Source organism: Bradyrhizobium sp. BR 10261, from assembly GCF_019455395.1.
Classification (GTDB): domain Bacteria; phylum Pseudomonadota; class Alphaproteobacteria; order Rhizobiales; family Xanthobacteraceae; genus Bradyrhizobium; species Bradyrhizobium manausense.
Genome location: NZ_JACOFQ010000022.1, coordinates 122488 through 136544 on the forward strand (window position 1 = coordinate 122488; position 14057 = coordinate 136544).

Below are 14057 nucleotides of genomic sequence, written 5' to 3' on the forward strand. Positions count from 1 at the left end.
TGGCCACCCAGGAGCAAGCTGCCGTCGACCTGCTCGCCAACGAGCCGAAACGAGCCGCCTGCCTCGAAGCCTAACCCTTGAAGAGGCGCGTTATCTACACTTCAGTGCGTCGAACAGAGACTTGACCTTCAGACGCTACTGAGGTCTCGCTGCGCATTCGCACCGTCAGCATAAGCCGGTCGAGCAGCACCTCCTTATCTGTCAGACGGCGCAAACGGATGAGATTGGCCTCGTGCTGCTCCGGATCTGTCGTGTCGAAGATGATCCGCTTGTTGTCGACCGCCGCGGGCGAGACGACCTCGAGGAAGATGCGGCGGCGCTCCTCGGCGTAGCGATCGAGGATCGCGCCGTCGACATCGCCGCGAACGACAGCAGCCAGCGCCTCGTAGAGCGCAAATACGTCGAACAATCCCGATGTGAGCCCGTAGGCGCCGCTGGGATTCGTTGCATGCGCTGCGTCGCCGGCCAGCAACACTCTGCCCACACGGAACCGCTCGGCTGCCCGCTGATGCATGCGATAAGGTGAAAAGGCGACGACCTCAATGTCGCGCGCTCCCGGAAGGATGACGTCGAAGTACGCGGTCATCCGCTCGGCGATTCTTTCCTCGGGTAGATCGAGCGGCTCGCTGTAGGTGCAGCGCCACAGATCGTCTTTATCGAGCTTTACGATGATTGCGCCATGGGTCGGGTGAATCAGAAAGGTGGTGCGCGCGTAGCCGTGCTTCGAAAAATCGTGCCGGACGTTGGCCGCGATGAACCGTTTCGGCCAAGTGATACCCTCGAACTCCAGATGCAAGGCCCTCCGAACGTTGCTCGTCGCGCCGTCGGCGCCGATAACCCATCCGGCACGGAGTTCGGAAGGGCCCTCAGCACCGTCAACTGAAAGAGTGACCCCGCTGCCATCTTGCATCAAATCGCGCATTGTCACACCCCAGCGAACCTCGGCATGCGGAAACCGCTGGAGTCGGCGCAACGCAATTTCGGCAAGTAGGTTTTGGCCGAGATGGAGATTGAAAGGGAAAGGTGTCCGTCCGTTGAGAACATCCAGGCTGTAGTTGATTTTCTCGCCCGTCGCGAAATCCAAGTAGGTATAGTCCTGCTTGGCGAACCCGACGTCTAGCGCCTCTTCAAGCAAGCCAAGCCGGTTGAGGCCCTCAAGTACAGACCAGTGATAAACTATCGCGCGCGGGGAGGAGACGATTTCCGATTCGCGCTCGATGACGATAACCGGGATGCCCGCCTGGGCGAGCCCGAGAGCACTTAGCAAACCAACCGGGCCGGCGCCCACGATGGCGACTCTTTCTTCAACGGACATAAATCCCTCTTCTATTTCCTACTCGCGCGACTTTAGCCATGAGCGGCTCGCCGGAAAAATGCGTGCAAGGCAAGGGACTCTTTCTCCACCTGAACGAATTGAGCGGCGAGATGTGAGGCAATCCGATCATCCTCTCGACCGCCGGTTGATGCAGACAATTGCCAATTAAGTGCTTCCGATCGAAAGGGCATAAGCCCGGTGACATTTGCAGCTCAGCTATGGCCGCCGAACCATCGCCAAAACGCCCGCGCGGGGGCCGCAGCAGCAGCAAACACGAGGCCCAACTTCCGCATGGCGTGGCGGAACTATGGAAAACGTCGCACGTGAAATACCATCGGCCAAGCGGCGGTCCGTAGGGCACGATATATTTGGCGAAGAGCTCGGGCACTTTGTTATGATTTGTTTCGATCAGGCCTGAGTTCCGCCATCGACCGGGATGATTGTCCCGGTCATGTAACTCGAGGCCGGCGAAGCCAGGAGCAGCGCGAGACCCTTGATTTCGTCGAGCTCAGCGAGCCGCCCGAGCGGCACCGTGCTCGCGAACAAGGCCGCCCCTTCCGCCGTGTGCATCCGGCCGTTGCCGATGTTGGTCTTGAACGGCCCCGGCGCGATCGCATTCACTCGCACATTGTGTGGTCCAAGTTCGAGCGCCGCCACGCGCACGACCTGCGCAATCCCGGCCTTGGCGGCATGGTAGCCGTAGCTCGGCGCTGCGGAGGCGCGAAGCGCGGCGACGGACGACGTCACCACGATCGATCCGCTTCGCCGCGGCTTCATGTGCTTCGCCGCGGCTTGCATGGTGTGAAATGCGCCATCGAGATTGACGCGCAGGCAGTTGTTCCAGAGCTCAAGGGAAGCCGTTTCGAGCACGCCGTCCGGCTTGCCGAAGCCGGGTCCGCCGCTGATGCCGGCGTTCGCGAACACACAATCCAGCCTGCCGTACTTCGCGACACAATCGTCGATGGCGGCCGTGACCTGGCCGCCCTGGCGCACATCGACCACAACCGTGTCGACGCCCGCGCCCGCAGCCCGCACGCTGTTTGCGGCCCCGACAAGCCGATCTCCGTCGACGTCGATCATGACGACGCGGGCCCCGTTGGCTGCAACAACCTCCGACGTCGCCAGACCGATTCCCGACGCAGCCCCCGTGACCACAACCACATGGCCGGTCAGATCGAACAGTGCATTTGCCTTCATTGATCTTGCGTCTCCACAGGGGGCGTCAATCGGCGCGGCCGAGCAGCGAGCCGCCGTCGATCACGATGTGCGTTCCGGTGATGTAGCTCGATGCAGTAGACGCCAGGAACAGCGCAAGTCCCTGGATCTCCTCGGGCCGGCCCACGCGATGCGTGGGGCTTCCCGCCTCGAAACGTTTCTGCAGCTCCGGCGTCGTGAGCTCGGTCAGGAACGGGCCCGGCAGGATCGCATTGACGAGAATGTTGTATCGCGCCAACTCGAGCGCCGATTGCTTGGCCAGGTGCGCGACGCCCGCCTTTGAGATTTGATAGGGCATGCCGACGATGGCTCCCGGCCGAACGCCCGCGATCGACGCCGTCAGAATGATGCGCCCGCCATTCTGCCGCTTCTTGTGAGGTACAGCCGCCTTGATCGTGGCGAACATCGACGTCAGATTGGTGTCGATGACCCGGTCCCAGAGGGCGTCGGGAATTGCTTCGATCGCGCCCTTCGGGTCGCGTTCGCCGGACATCGAAAGGAAGCCAGGGCCCGCATCGATGCCGGCATTGGCGAAGACCACATCCAGCCGGCCGCGCTTGTCGACCATTTGGTTGACGGCCGATGCGATCGCGGCGCGATCGGTGACGTCGACCGCGCCGCCGTCGACATCGCCCCGCCTGCTCAACTCGGAAACCGTTCGGTTCAGCGTTTCCCGATCTCGATCGAACAGCGTGACGCGCGCACCGTTGTCCACCATGGCTTCGGCGAAGGCGCGGCCAAGGCCCTTGGCCCCGCCGGTGATCGCCACGGACAGCCCCGCAACGTCGAAGAGCTCCTGCGACTTCATTCCGAAGTTCCCGTCTTCAAAGACCATCGCCGGATCGGATCCTTGCCGTCCCAATCCTGTGCCGCGGCGAAGTAGCCGTGATAGATTCCTTCAAGCGCCTCCGTGGTCTCAATAATCTCCAACATCCCCGGCAGGTCTCGTCGCGTATCGACATAGACGATCCGCACGCCACGCGGGGAAATGTCAGAGAAGGCGACGGGATAGCCGGCAGCTTCATAGCGCGCGACGTCCGAATCGAAATCCCTGGAGCAAATTGCCCAGTGATGAAAGCCGTGTCCTTTGACCTTGATGGTTTCCTGATATACGGACGGCTTGGTGTCGTGCTGCTCGATCAGCTCAACCATCATGTGGCCGGTGAACGCGACGGCGAGTGTGAGGCTCATGTCGGTTGGTTCGCCACGGTAGAGGCCCTTGGCGGGGACAAAAGGCCCGCTCACGAACCACGGTCCGATATTGAGCGCCTCGACGTAGTGCTGCATCGCGGCGTCGATGTTCTCGACCGTGTACGCGGCCTGAACAATCCCTTCGACGGGTTGACCGAAGGAAAGTCGTTTCATCGCGCAAAGAACTCCGTGCTGCCTTTGAGCCGCTCCTTGGCGACTATGAAATCGAGAACGGCCGGCTTGCCCTCAGTGTTGGCCGTCATTGCGCGCTGCAAGGCCCCTTCGATGCCGTCCGGATCGGTGATGCGCTCGCCATGACAGCCCGATGCCCTGGCGAGGCCGGCATAGTCGAGATCGAGCATGAAATCGGTGGCGATGAAGCGCTGGTTGAACCCCTGGATCTGGATGTCGCGGATCGAGCCCAGCGCGCGATCGTTGAAGATGCACCAGGTGACGCCGAGCTTCAGCTCGGCGGCGACCGGCAGGATGTTCATCACCATCTGGAATGAACCGTCGCCAACAAAGCAAACCGCCGGCCGGTCCGGATAGACCAAGCGCGCCACAGGGAACGCCGAGGCCGAGAAACCCATGCCGTAGAAGCTCGACGGCACGATCGTTGCCCGCGGCTCGTAGATCTTGAAATAGGGATAGGCTCCGCCCATGCCCTGCGCGAGCACGCCGACATCGATCGCAACCGTGGCGTGGCGCGGGAACGCCCGCCGGATATTTTCGAAAATCCGAATCGGATGGATCGGCCGCATGTCGGAGCCGGCCATAACCTCGATCTCAGTCTCAAGTTGCGCGCGACGTTGCGACAGCTCATCGAGCCACACTTTCGTCCCCGCTCCCGGGTTGGACTTGGTGGGCCCGATCGCAGCGATCAAGTCCTGCAGCACCAGCCGCGCGTCGCCCGTGATGCCGATTGCGGCGACCACCGAGCGGCCGATCTCATTCGGGTCGATATCGATCTGGATGTATGTGGCGGATGGCGCCGGCAGATAGTCCGGCTTCCAGTTGGTCTCCTGCTGCTCAAAGCGCGCGCCGACGCCGATGACGACGTCCGCGTTCGGAAGCAGGTATTTAGTCACATCCTGACGGTGATGGCCGATGCCTCCGGCGGCTAATGGATGGTCGTCCGGAAGAATGCCACGACCGGCCAGCGTGGTGATCACGGGGCTTCCGAGCGTTTCGGCAAGCTGTCGAACTTCCGCCCAGGCACCAGCCGCGATCGCGCCGCCTCCGGCAACGATCAGCGGCCTCTGCGCGGCAAGCAGGGCGACGGCCGCGGTCTTGATGCGCTCGTTGTCGCCTCTGACGGCGGCAGGCTTCCCGACGGGGCGATACTCGGCAACATCGATCTGCGCGCCGAGAACGTCCTGCGGGATATCGACCAGCACCGGCCCCGGCTTTCCGGAACGCGCGATCGTGAATGCCTGACGGAGGCTCTCGACGATGAGATCCGGCCGATCGACCCGAACGCCCCACTTCGTGATAGCGGCGAAGATCCTGACCTGATCAATCTCCTGGCTCGCGCCCCGGTGCGCGTTGCGGGTCGCGCCACGACCGGCGATGATGATCATCGGCAACGCGCCGACGAACGCCTCGGCCACACTTGTCACGAGGTTCGTCGCACCCGGCCCGGCGGTGACGCAGCACACGCCCGGCTCGCCCGTGAGCTGCGCGTATCCGGCAGCCATGCTCGCGGCATGCTGCTCGTGGCGCACGAGGACATGGGATATCTGCTGCTGGCCGTAGAGCGCGTCATAGATGCCGATGGTATGACCACCGGGCATGCCGAACACGAACTTGACTCCCTCGGCCTTGAGGACATCCACGACCGCCTGGCCGGCGCTTATCATCGTCATTGCATTTATTCCAAGTTCTTGGTCCCCTCACCCGAGACACGGCGCGAGGCTTCGAGACGGGTCGACCGTTTTATTGCTTGCCTGAGGCCGCGTTCACCAAAGGACAGCCTCCTTGATCAAGCGGACGAAACGCCTGCTCTCCCGGCACCGTGGTGACCACGTTGTAAATGTCCCATTTGCTCTTGGATTCAGCGGGCTTCTTAACTTGCAACAGGTAGAGGTTCCGCATCACCCGTCCATCGAGGCGCACCTTGCCGTCCTTGGTCGCGAAGTCGTTGACGGGAATCTCGCGCATCTTCGCCGCAACCGCGTCGGCGTCGCGCGTGCCGGCAGCCTTCACTGCCTTGAGGTAATGGAAGACGGCGCTGTACGCCATGGCCGGATCCCAGTCCGGCGGGTGGCCGATGTTCTCCTCGAACCGCTTCGACCACGCGCGCGTTTCGTCATTGAGATCCCAGTAGAACGGATTTGCCAGGAGCAGGCCCTGCGCCGCCTTCAACGTGATGCTTTGGACATGCTCGAGAAACAGTACATAGGCCGCGAAGGTGGCCCCATTGGACGTGAGACCGAACTCGACGGCCTGCTTGATCGAATTCACCGTGTCGTCGGACGAATTCGCAAGCCCGATCACATTCGGATTGGTCGGCTGCGCCTGCAGCAAGAATGACGAGAAGTCCGCCGTGTTCAGCGGCGCATAGACCGCACCCAGCACTTTGCCGCCATTCGCCTCGATCACCGCGCTGGTATCGCGAACGAGCGCTCGACCGAAGACGTAGTCGGCGCCAAGAAAGAACCAGCGATTGCCGCCTCGCTTGAGCACTGCCGTACCCATCACGTTTGCGAGCGAATAAGTGTCGACGGCCCATTGCGTCGTATAGGCGTCGCACTTCGGGCCAGTGACGTCCGAGCTCAGCGCACCGACGAAGAGCGAGATCTTCTTCTTGTCCTTGGCCAGGGATTGCACCGCGAAGGCGACCGCCGAATTCGGCACGTCGACTATCGCGTCCACTCCGTCTACGTCGTACCACCGCCGCGCGATGGTCGATCCCACGTCAGGCTTGTTCTGATGGTCGGCGAAGACAAGCTCGACCTTCTTGCCGAGCACCGGGCCCGTGTCTTCGATGGCCATCCGCACCGCCTCGACGGTCTCGCGCCCGCCGGCAACGGCGTAGACCGAGGACATGTCGTTCATGACTCCGATCTTGATGGGGGCCTCGTCCGCATACGCAGCGGTCGCGCAAAATAACGCCGAGCCCAGCAACAAAGCAGGTGCAACCCTCATGGACTTTCGTTCCCTCAATCGGCAGCGGCGAAGCCTGACTTCGCTCTTTTTGTGATTTGTGATAACAAATCACAAAGCTGATTACAAGCCGTCGGCGCGACATTTGTTGCCCTCTGCCGCTCGGCCGCGCGCATCCGCTCCGGCATTCAATGAATGCCGGCACTCGCTGCAAAGTGAGATCAGAGCTTTCAGCCGGCGGGCTGCTTGTCCTGAATGAGGGTCGCGATGACGCGATCTCCACCCTTCATGAGATCCTCGGTGAGCGCGGCCCGCGCCGCTTTGGCATCGCCGGAGTTCAGGGCCGTGATGATGCGGTGGTGCCCTCGGGCACCTTCCGATGTGAGATTCATCGGGATTTGGTTGAATACAGGCCCGATTTGAAGCCAGAGCGACTCGATCATCGAGAGCAACAACGGGCTCTTGGCCGCTTCATAGATGGTGAAGTGGAATTCTTGATTAAGCGCCCAAAACTGCCGCTGCTTGTTCGTGCCCAGCGACTTGATCTTCTCATGGAGTCGCCTGAGCTCGGCAATGCCATCAGTGCCGATGTGCGCGCAGGCGAGTGCGGCTGCTTCGCCTTCCAAGAGAATACGCACGCGGCGAATCTCCAGGAATTCGTCGATCGTTATTTCGGGCACGATCACCCTGTGATTGGGCAGCATCTTCAGCGCACGCTCAACCACCAAGCGGCCGATGGCATCGCGAACCGGCATGAGGCTGACGTGCAGGCTTTGCGCCAAGGTCCGAAGCTTCATCTCGGCTCCAGGAACGAAGCCGCCCGACATGATCATCGTCCGTAGCTCGCGGTAGACCCGGTCATTGAGCGTCTCCCGCTCGACCGCGCGTATCGAGCTCTCGAAATTGGTCTTATCGCTTCCCTTGGATATCAACCGAACCGCCCCTCTTCGCCGATCTGCCGAATGCTTATCTTAGCAAGAGACCCCGGCTAGGGAAAATGGGGCGCCCAATCGGGAAGCCTTTCGCGTATCGCGATCCAACGCGTAGGCAGTCTGCTTGAACTCGATGCCGTCGAGGAGCCCTTGGATGTAACCGGCATAAATCTCCTGGTGACACGAATGCGAATCGACGAATGGAAATCACACTGCGTTGACATCAGCGAATGCGCCATCGCAGTTTTCGAGACGGCGGAAGTGAAGATTACGCCAAAGGGATTGTCTGCTATGACCGCATCGAACCTGAGGCCGCTCTGATCTTGCTCGATGCCAAACAGATTGTAGAGGCTCGCACTATTGCGCGCTGCTGTCTGGAAAACCTTTATTGGATTGTTGGCCTAGCTGAAGACGGCGACAACTTCGTCGAGCAAATGGCGGGATGACGAACGCAGTCACAAGCGAGCCACAGGACAGGCAATCTTTGCAGGTGACTACACGCTCGACCGGCAGATCGAGCAGCGGTTGCGCAACCAAATGCGAGATCTAAACCGCCGCGGCTCTATCATGAGAACGCTGAATCCCAAGGCAGTGGCTGGTATTCGCGATGACTTCAAGCAAACCTACATCTTCTACTCCCAGCTTTCCTCGGACTCTGCCCACCCGTCCGTTTCGGCGCTCAATCGCTATGTCGTGAGCAACCGCCCTGAGGGGCCAGGCTTCGATGCCAACCCTTTGGTTCGGCCTGCAGAGATCGAGGAAACTTGCCAAGCGGCATGTGGAGCTTTCCCATCTTTCGAGAATGGCAGTCGATGGCACCGAGCCAAACGGCGAATGGCCCACGGAGGGAACCGCCTAGTCGCTTGGCAAAAGGAGATTGGAATAAATGGTAGCGGGGGAGGGACGCGCTAACCAGGTCCAAAACCGATACGAAATCCTGAGATTTTCCAGTAGCTTGGCCGGCGACGGTCGCTATTTCCTGCAGATTCGGTTGGGGAAACAGGCGGCAAGGCTCTTTGGGCTCCCCCTCCTCCGTGTCAGCCTCAGGACCGGAAACTTCGATGAGGCGAGGCGCCGGCTCCTAATGGCGGACTGGCTGGACAACGAAGCGATCGCACAACGAACGCGCGACTGCATTCTCGGGCACGCCAGCGATGTCCGCGGCCGCTATGGCCGCAACGGTATCCTTGACCCGCAAATTGCAGCGAAGATCGAGGCACTCGAACCACCGGTTATCAAGCAGATGAGGAAGATCTTGCTCGCCGCAAAGAACTGCGCGGATGCTGGCGCGCTCACAGTGCTAAAGTCGTATTAAGTTTCAGGGTTCATCGCATGTTCTAAATGGCGCGCCAGGAGCGATTAAACGTCGCCCCCCAGATTCGTCTGGTCAGGGCCGTTGAAATGGCTAGGATCTGTTACCGTAACGCGAAGCTCAATTCTCAAGAACGCGCAAATTCAGCCTTGTCGCTTGGGCAGTGTTACCGGGGTATCGAAAGCGGCATCGGTCAAAAAGACGGGCCAAGATCAAGGCACGGTCGTTGGGTTGACGACCAAAGATCGGTCTGCCACTTCAAACCGCTGGGTCGTCTATCCCAAGCCTCCTTTCAGCTTCCGCAAAGCTGGACCAGGGGCGCGTCGCCGCGCCGGACGGCAGCCGTGTCGCCAACGACCCGACGGCTTCGCCGCCATTCGTCAGTTCCGCTGGGCAGACCAATACCCCGAACAACGAGCGCCTCCCGAATAGCCGCTCCACGCTCCCCGACCGGTATTGTTCGAGAGTCGACCTGAGCCGGACGCATATTTGTCCGAAACGGTCACCGAAGCGTGGACGGCGCCCGAGCGCGCCACATGGCCCCTGAACCTCACGAGGTTGGGATGTGTGACGACCCCGTCAGTGATATTGACTGCGAAGTTGTAGGTCGGATCGCACGCGCCCCTTTGCGTAACGAAGAGAAGGTCCCAAGAGCCATCGTAAACTGTGCGGGCCTGTGCGACCGATACGGAGGCGACCAGGCAGCTTGCGGCGATCGTATAAGTGAGAAGGTTTTTCATTGTCCGCTCCATAGAAGCCGAGTGGCTTCCGCAGTTGGTTTGAACGTACAATGTGGTCAAGAGGACATATAGAAAGGGTCGGTCTCTTGTCCTGGAGGCGAAAATGCGTGCCGTACTTTGCTCGGCGTTCGATGGGATCAAATCGCTAACTGTTGGCGATACGGCGGAGCCACAGCCCAAGCCTGACGAAGTCCTGATAGAGGTGCATGCGGCATCAGTGAGCTACATGGACTATCTGATGGTCTCGGGTGGCTACCAAATGCGGCCGCCCCTTCCTTATGTGCCGGGAACGGATGCTGCCGGAGTGGTGGTCGCGGTGGGCAGCGAGGTCGATCGATTTCGCCCGGGCGACCGCGTGACCTGCGAAAACTGGTATGGCGGCTTCGCAGAACGAATGACTGCGAAGGCCAGCCGAACAAGCCGCCTGCCCGACAACGTTGATTTTGGCGTGGGCTCGACCGTATTACATATTTATCTAACGGCCTATTACACGCTGGTGGATCGCGCTCACCTTGAATCGGGCGAGACTGTTTTGGTGACGGGTGCGGCCGGTGGCGTAGGTCTTGCCTGTGTCGAGCTTGCCCACCTGCTCGGTGCCCGCGTCATCGGTGCCGTCGGCGCCGCCGCCAAGACAGCGATCGTCCGCGACTACGGCGCCGAAGCAGTCATCAATTATTCCAGCGAGGATGTGCGTGACCGGATCAAGGTGCTGACCGCAGGTGAAGGAATCGACGTCTGCGTGGACAATGTAGGTGGCGCCTTGTTCCAGACACTGGCTCGCCTCATACGATGGAATGGGCGGCTGTTGCCGATCGGCTTCGCTGGCGGAGAGGTGCCCTCTCTGCCGATGAATCTTCCCCTACTGAAGAATTATTCCGTCGTCGGCGTGTTCACCGGCGCCTGGGCGGACCGCTTTCCGGATGAGAGCTCACGCGCCGCGGACAAAATCTTGCAATGGATCAGTGAAGGTAAGCTGCGCCCTCACGTCGATCGTGTGCTGCCCTTGGAGCAAGCGGCCGAGGCGATGAGTGCCATCGAAAGCCGATCGGTCGCAGGTAGAATTGTACTTCAGGTGAAGTGATCCTGCGACGATCGATGTTAACTTGAGTTCATCAGCGGCCCAATGACAGGCGTGACCAGGAAAGGTGGATTGATATGCAAACGCTAACAATCCCTCGCCGTTTTCGTGGTCCGCCGAATTCCGGCAACGGCGGCTATGTGTGTGGGATGCTGGCGCGCCAGATCGCCGGTGCCGCGGAAGTAACCCTACGCGCTCCGCCTCCCTTGGAGACAGAGCTTGATATTGTGGAGCTCGAGACAGGCGAGTGGGAGCTGCGCCAAGGCACCGCGGCAATAGCAATCGGCCGGGCCGTGACCCTCGACGTCAGTCGCCTTGAGTGCGCGACCTATGCTGAGGCCGTTGAGGCTGCGAAACGAACTCCACTCAAACCCCATGACCATCTGCTACCGATGTGCTTCGTTTGCGGGCCCGAGCGAGCGCCCGGTGACGGGCTACGGCTTTTCGCGGGGCCGCTGCCGCAAGGCCGCAGCGGAGTATTTGCTGTACCTTGGAGGCCTGCCCCCTCTCTCGCTGCCGACGATGGGCTGGTTGCGCCTGAGTTCGTGTGGTCGGCGCTGGACTGTCCGACTGGCTATGTATCCCAGTTCGATCCCGAAACAGGAAACTTCACTGTTTTGCCGATCTTGCTCGGCCGACTTTCTGTGCGTATCGATCGGCGTCCGCGACCGGGCGAACGATGCGTGGTGACATCCTGGAAAATTGGTAGCGAAGGCCGCCGTCTCGTCGCCGAAGCTGCGCTCTTTGGTGAAGAGGAGAACTTGCTCGCAGTCGGCCGCGCCATCTGGATTGTCGTTGATCGGCAGGTGCAGCTCGGGATGAAATAGAGAGCCGCGGCTGCCGAAGGCCGGACCATCCACATGCACGCATGCCGATGTCACCTTTGATAGCCATTTCCGGACTCATGCACCGCAGCAACAAGGGTTTCTGTTCGATCACCTCGTCGGCATCCGCGCACCAAGCTTATTCGGGCAACCCAGCTTTGCGAAGACCCTCGGTATACAGCTTCCAGCGTGATTGCCCGCCCCGGGCGATCCACGCAGATATTGTAAAGGCGGGATCGACTTTAAGCACATGCGCCGCCCACTCACGCGCCTCTGCGTCGCGTCCGAGATGGGCGAAAGCGGCGGCGAGACAGCGGTAAGCCGACGAATAGGGGTTCTGACGAAGGGCCTTCTTTCCAGCGACGATTGCCTCGTCACAGCGCCGAAGCTCAATTAAGGCCACTCCCATCCCAGTAAACGGCCGGTATAGCAGCGGGTCTACCGGGCTCAAGCGGATAGCACGTTCAAAGCTGCGGAGCGCTTCCTCCGGCTGAACTGCAATTATATAGACCCAACCTCGGCCATTCCATGCGTGATGTGAATTTGGATTGAGGTTGACCGCCCGCTCTACCATTTCGATCTCACGTTCACTATCGCTGACCATGAACGCAGAGGTTGCGGCAGCCATTGCTAACGCGTCTGGATCATCATCGTCCACGCTCAATGCATAGCGAGAAAGCCGGATTGCTTCCTCGCGCTCGAAATGAGGATCGTCAGCATAGCCAAAAAAGACGTTGTTCATGTGACAGAGACCTGCCAGAGCAGCGACAACGCCGAAGCGGGGATCTAGCTCCAAAGCCCGACGAGCCAGCCTGATCGCCTCGGCCACCCCTTCGCGGGTCATTGGGTAGTAATGTTGCGCGGCTCGAAGATAGAGATCATACGCGGTGAGGTTCTTCGGTCGTCGCCGCGCCGCCTCCGCAATTTCTGTTTGAAGTAATTTCGGGTGAATGGCTGAGACGACCGCAACTGTGACTTCGTCCTGAAGAACGAAAATGTCAGTCAGGTCGCGCTCGAACCTGTCCACCCAAATGTGCGCGCCTGTCACCGCATCAACCAACTGCCCAGTGATGCGAACTTTGCCTGAGGCCTTGCGCACCGCCCCCTCAAGGACGTAGCGCACGCCCAGTCTGCGCCCGACTTCCTTAATATCGACGGCTCGGCCTTTGAAGGTGAAGCTAGAATTACGAGCGATCACGAACAACGATTTGAACCGCGAGAGCGCGGTGATGATCTCCTCAACCATTCCGTCCGCAAAATACTCCTGCTCGGGATCGCCGCTCATGTTATCGAACGGCAATACCGCAATGGAGGGCTTGTCGGGGAGCGCAAGAGCGCCCTCGGGCGCATCGCCCGGATCCGGGCCCGCAACTTCTCGCGTCTCGTGCACCGGTCCGATGAAACGGAAGCCCTTGCGCGGTAACGTCTTGATCAGGCGCTGTTCCTCCCCGGAATCGCCGATTGCGCTTCGGGCGACATTGAGCCGGGTCGTAAGTGCCGCATCCGAAACGCTGCGCCCGTTCCAAATGGCATCGATGAGGTCGTCTTTAGTGACGACGCGCTCCCTGTTGCGGATCAGGTATTCGAGCAAATCAAACACCTGTGGCGCGACGGAGACAACGTCCGCCCCGCGATGCAGCTCGCGCCGCTCAGTGTCGAATGCGTACTCCTCGAAGAGATAGCGCAAGACGCGAAACTCCTTGGACGAGAGCTCCCCGATAATCGGGCTTTAGCCGCGCTGGACGTGGCAAGAATAAGCTGCCGGTGAGGAAAATGTAAGCGGTCGATCAAGCGTGCCCGCCGTTCTCGTGGCACCCTCGCGCCGGTGAAAGAAAAATGGTTCCAGGAGATACCGCAATGAGCACGACGCACGGCACAATGTGGCTGGACCAGACATCCGGATCGATCCGGCATGTCGCGAACTTCATCTGGAAGTATTGGGATGCCGTTCAGGAGCGCCGCGAACGCGAAAAGTTGCGCGCCATTTTGCTCGAGCTAAGTGACACGGAGCTAATGGACATCGGCACCACGCGCGGCGAGATCGACTACGTTGCCTCGCACCGGGGTATTGACCCGCGAGGCATCCAATCCGGCGATTGGCCGCGAGACCTACCGACCGTGGATGGCCAAATTGGGCGACCCATGGACTTCCGTTAGGGGTCATTCGCATAGACGGGCTGTGACCGCGGTTGCGCCCGGTCTACTCCCAAACGCTAAGGGCCATAACCAGACTTCAGCAAGTGATGCGATACGACCGACGGCCGAGTATTGCGGTCAGCCCTGTTTTACGAATAGGTGCAGCTCCGTCACGTAAGGAAACGCGACGATGTGGTGCCCGATCAGCG

13 protein-coding genes are annotated in these 14057 nt (G+C 60.5%); 5 read left to right on the forward strand and 8 right to left on the reverse strand.

Going from position 1 to position 14057, the window contains the following annotated elements:
• Positions 1–94 precede the first annotated feature (94 nt).
• From HYH07_RS24540 to HYH07_RS24570, 7 genes are all read right to left on the reverse strand, one after another.
• The gene (locus HYH07_RS24540) at positions 95–1315 is read right to left on the reverse strand and encodes an NAD(P)/FAD-dependent oxidoreductase (protein WP_220004916.1); all 1221 of its coding nucleotides are present in this window, start codon (positions 1313–1315) and stop codon (positions 95–97) included.
• Positions 1316–1723: 408 nt separating this feature from the next.
• Positions 1724–2512 carry an SDR family NAD(P)-dependent oxidoreductase gene (locus HYH07_RS24545; RefSeq protein ID WP_220004917.1) on the reverse strand — a complete coding sequence of 263 codons (789 nt, stop codon included), beginning with the start codon at positions 2510–2512 and terminating at the stop codon, positions 1724–1726.
• Between the two features lie 25 nt (positions 2513–2537).
• A complete protein-coding gene (locus HYH07_RS24550; RefSeq protein WP_220004918.1) occupies positions 2538–3338 on the reverse strand; it encodes an SDR family NAD(P)-dependent oxidoreductase in 801 nt (266 codons plus the stop codon).
• On the reverse strand, positions 3335–3895 hold the full coding sequence (locus HYH07_RS24555) for a VOC family protein (RefSeq protein ID WP_220004919.1): 561 nt from the start codon (positions 3893–3895) through the stop codon (positions 3335–3337). Before HYH07_RS24555 ends, HYH07_RS24550 begins: the two co-directional genes overlap by 4 nt.
• Positions 3892–5586: a thiamine pyrophosphate-binding protein gene (locus HYH07_RS24560; RefSeq protein WP_220004920.1), complete on the reverse strand. Its 1695-nt coding sequence runs from the start codon at positions 5584–5586 to the stop codon at positions 3892–3894. The genes HYH07_RS24555 and HYH07_RS24560 overlap by 4 nt, the downstream gene beginning before the upstream one ends.
• Before the next feature lie 70 nt (positions 5587–5656).
• Positions 5657–6868, reverse strand: a complete 1212-nt coding sequence (locus HYH07_RS24565) for an ABC transporter substrate-binding protein (RefSeq protein WP_220004921.1) — start codon at positions 6866–6868, stop codon at positions 5657–5659.
• Positions 6869–7056: 188 nt separating this feature from the next.
• Entirely contained in the window at positions 7057–7758 is a 702-nt protein-coding gene (locus HYH07_RS24570) for a GntR family transcriptional regulator (RefSeq protein WP_228749746.1), read from the reverse strand.
• 230 nt (positions 7759–7988) lie between these two features.
• On the opposite strand from HYH07_RS24570, the gene HYH07_RS24575 reads away from it, so the two are divergent.
• The 4 genes from HYH07_RS24575 to HYH07_RS24590 all read left to right on the forward strand — a co-directional run bounded on the left by HYH07_RS24575 (position 7989) and on the right by HYH07_RS24590 (position 11715).
• Positions 7989–8204, forward strand: a complete 216-nt coding sequence (locus HYH07_RS24575) for a hypothetical protein (protein ID WP_220004923.1) — start codon at positions 7989–7991, stop codon at positions 8202–8204.
• A 638-nt stretch (positions 8205–8842) separates the two neighbouring features.
• Positions 8843–9073, forward strand: coding sequence for a hypothetical protein (locus HYH07_RS24580; protein WP_228749747.1), 231 nt, complete (start codon positions 8843–8845; stop codon positions 9071–9073).
• 840 nt (positions 9074–9913) lie between these two features.
• A complete protein-coding gene (locus HYH07_RS24585; RefSeq protein WP_220004924.1) occupies positions 9914–10891 on the forward strand; it encodes an NADPH:quinone oxidoreductase family protein in 978 nt (325 codons plus the stop codon).
• A gap of 74 nt (positions 10892–10965) precedes the next feature.
• Positions 10966–11715, forward strand: coding sequence for a hypothetical protein (locus HYH07_RS24590; RefSeq protein ID WP_220004925.1), 750 nt, complete (start codon positions 10966–10968; stop codon positions 11713–11715).
• A gap of 136 nt (positions 11716–11851) precedes the next feature.
• Here HYH07_RS24590 and HYH07_RS24595 read toward each other — a convergent pair whose 3' ends face one another.
• Positions 11852–13399: a winged helix-turn-helix domain-containing tetratricopeptide repeat protein gene (locus tag HYH07_RS24595; protein WP_220004926.1), complete on the reverse strand. Its 1548-nt coding sequence runs from the start codon at positions 13397–13399 to the stop codon at positions 11852–11854.
• A gap of 170 nt (positions 13400–13569) precedes the next feature.
• On the opposite strand from HYH07_RS24595, the gene HYH07_RS24600 reads away from it, so the two are divergent.
• Positions 13570–13869, forward strand: a complete 300-nt coding sequence (locus HYH07_RS24600; protein WP_220004927.1) for a DUF1127 domain-containing protein — start codon at positions 13570–13572, stop codon at positions 13867–13869.
• The last annotated feature ends 188 nt before the right edge of the window (positions 13870–14057 follow it).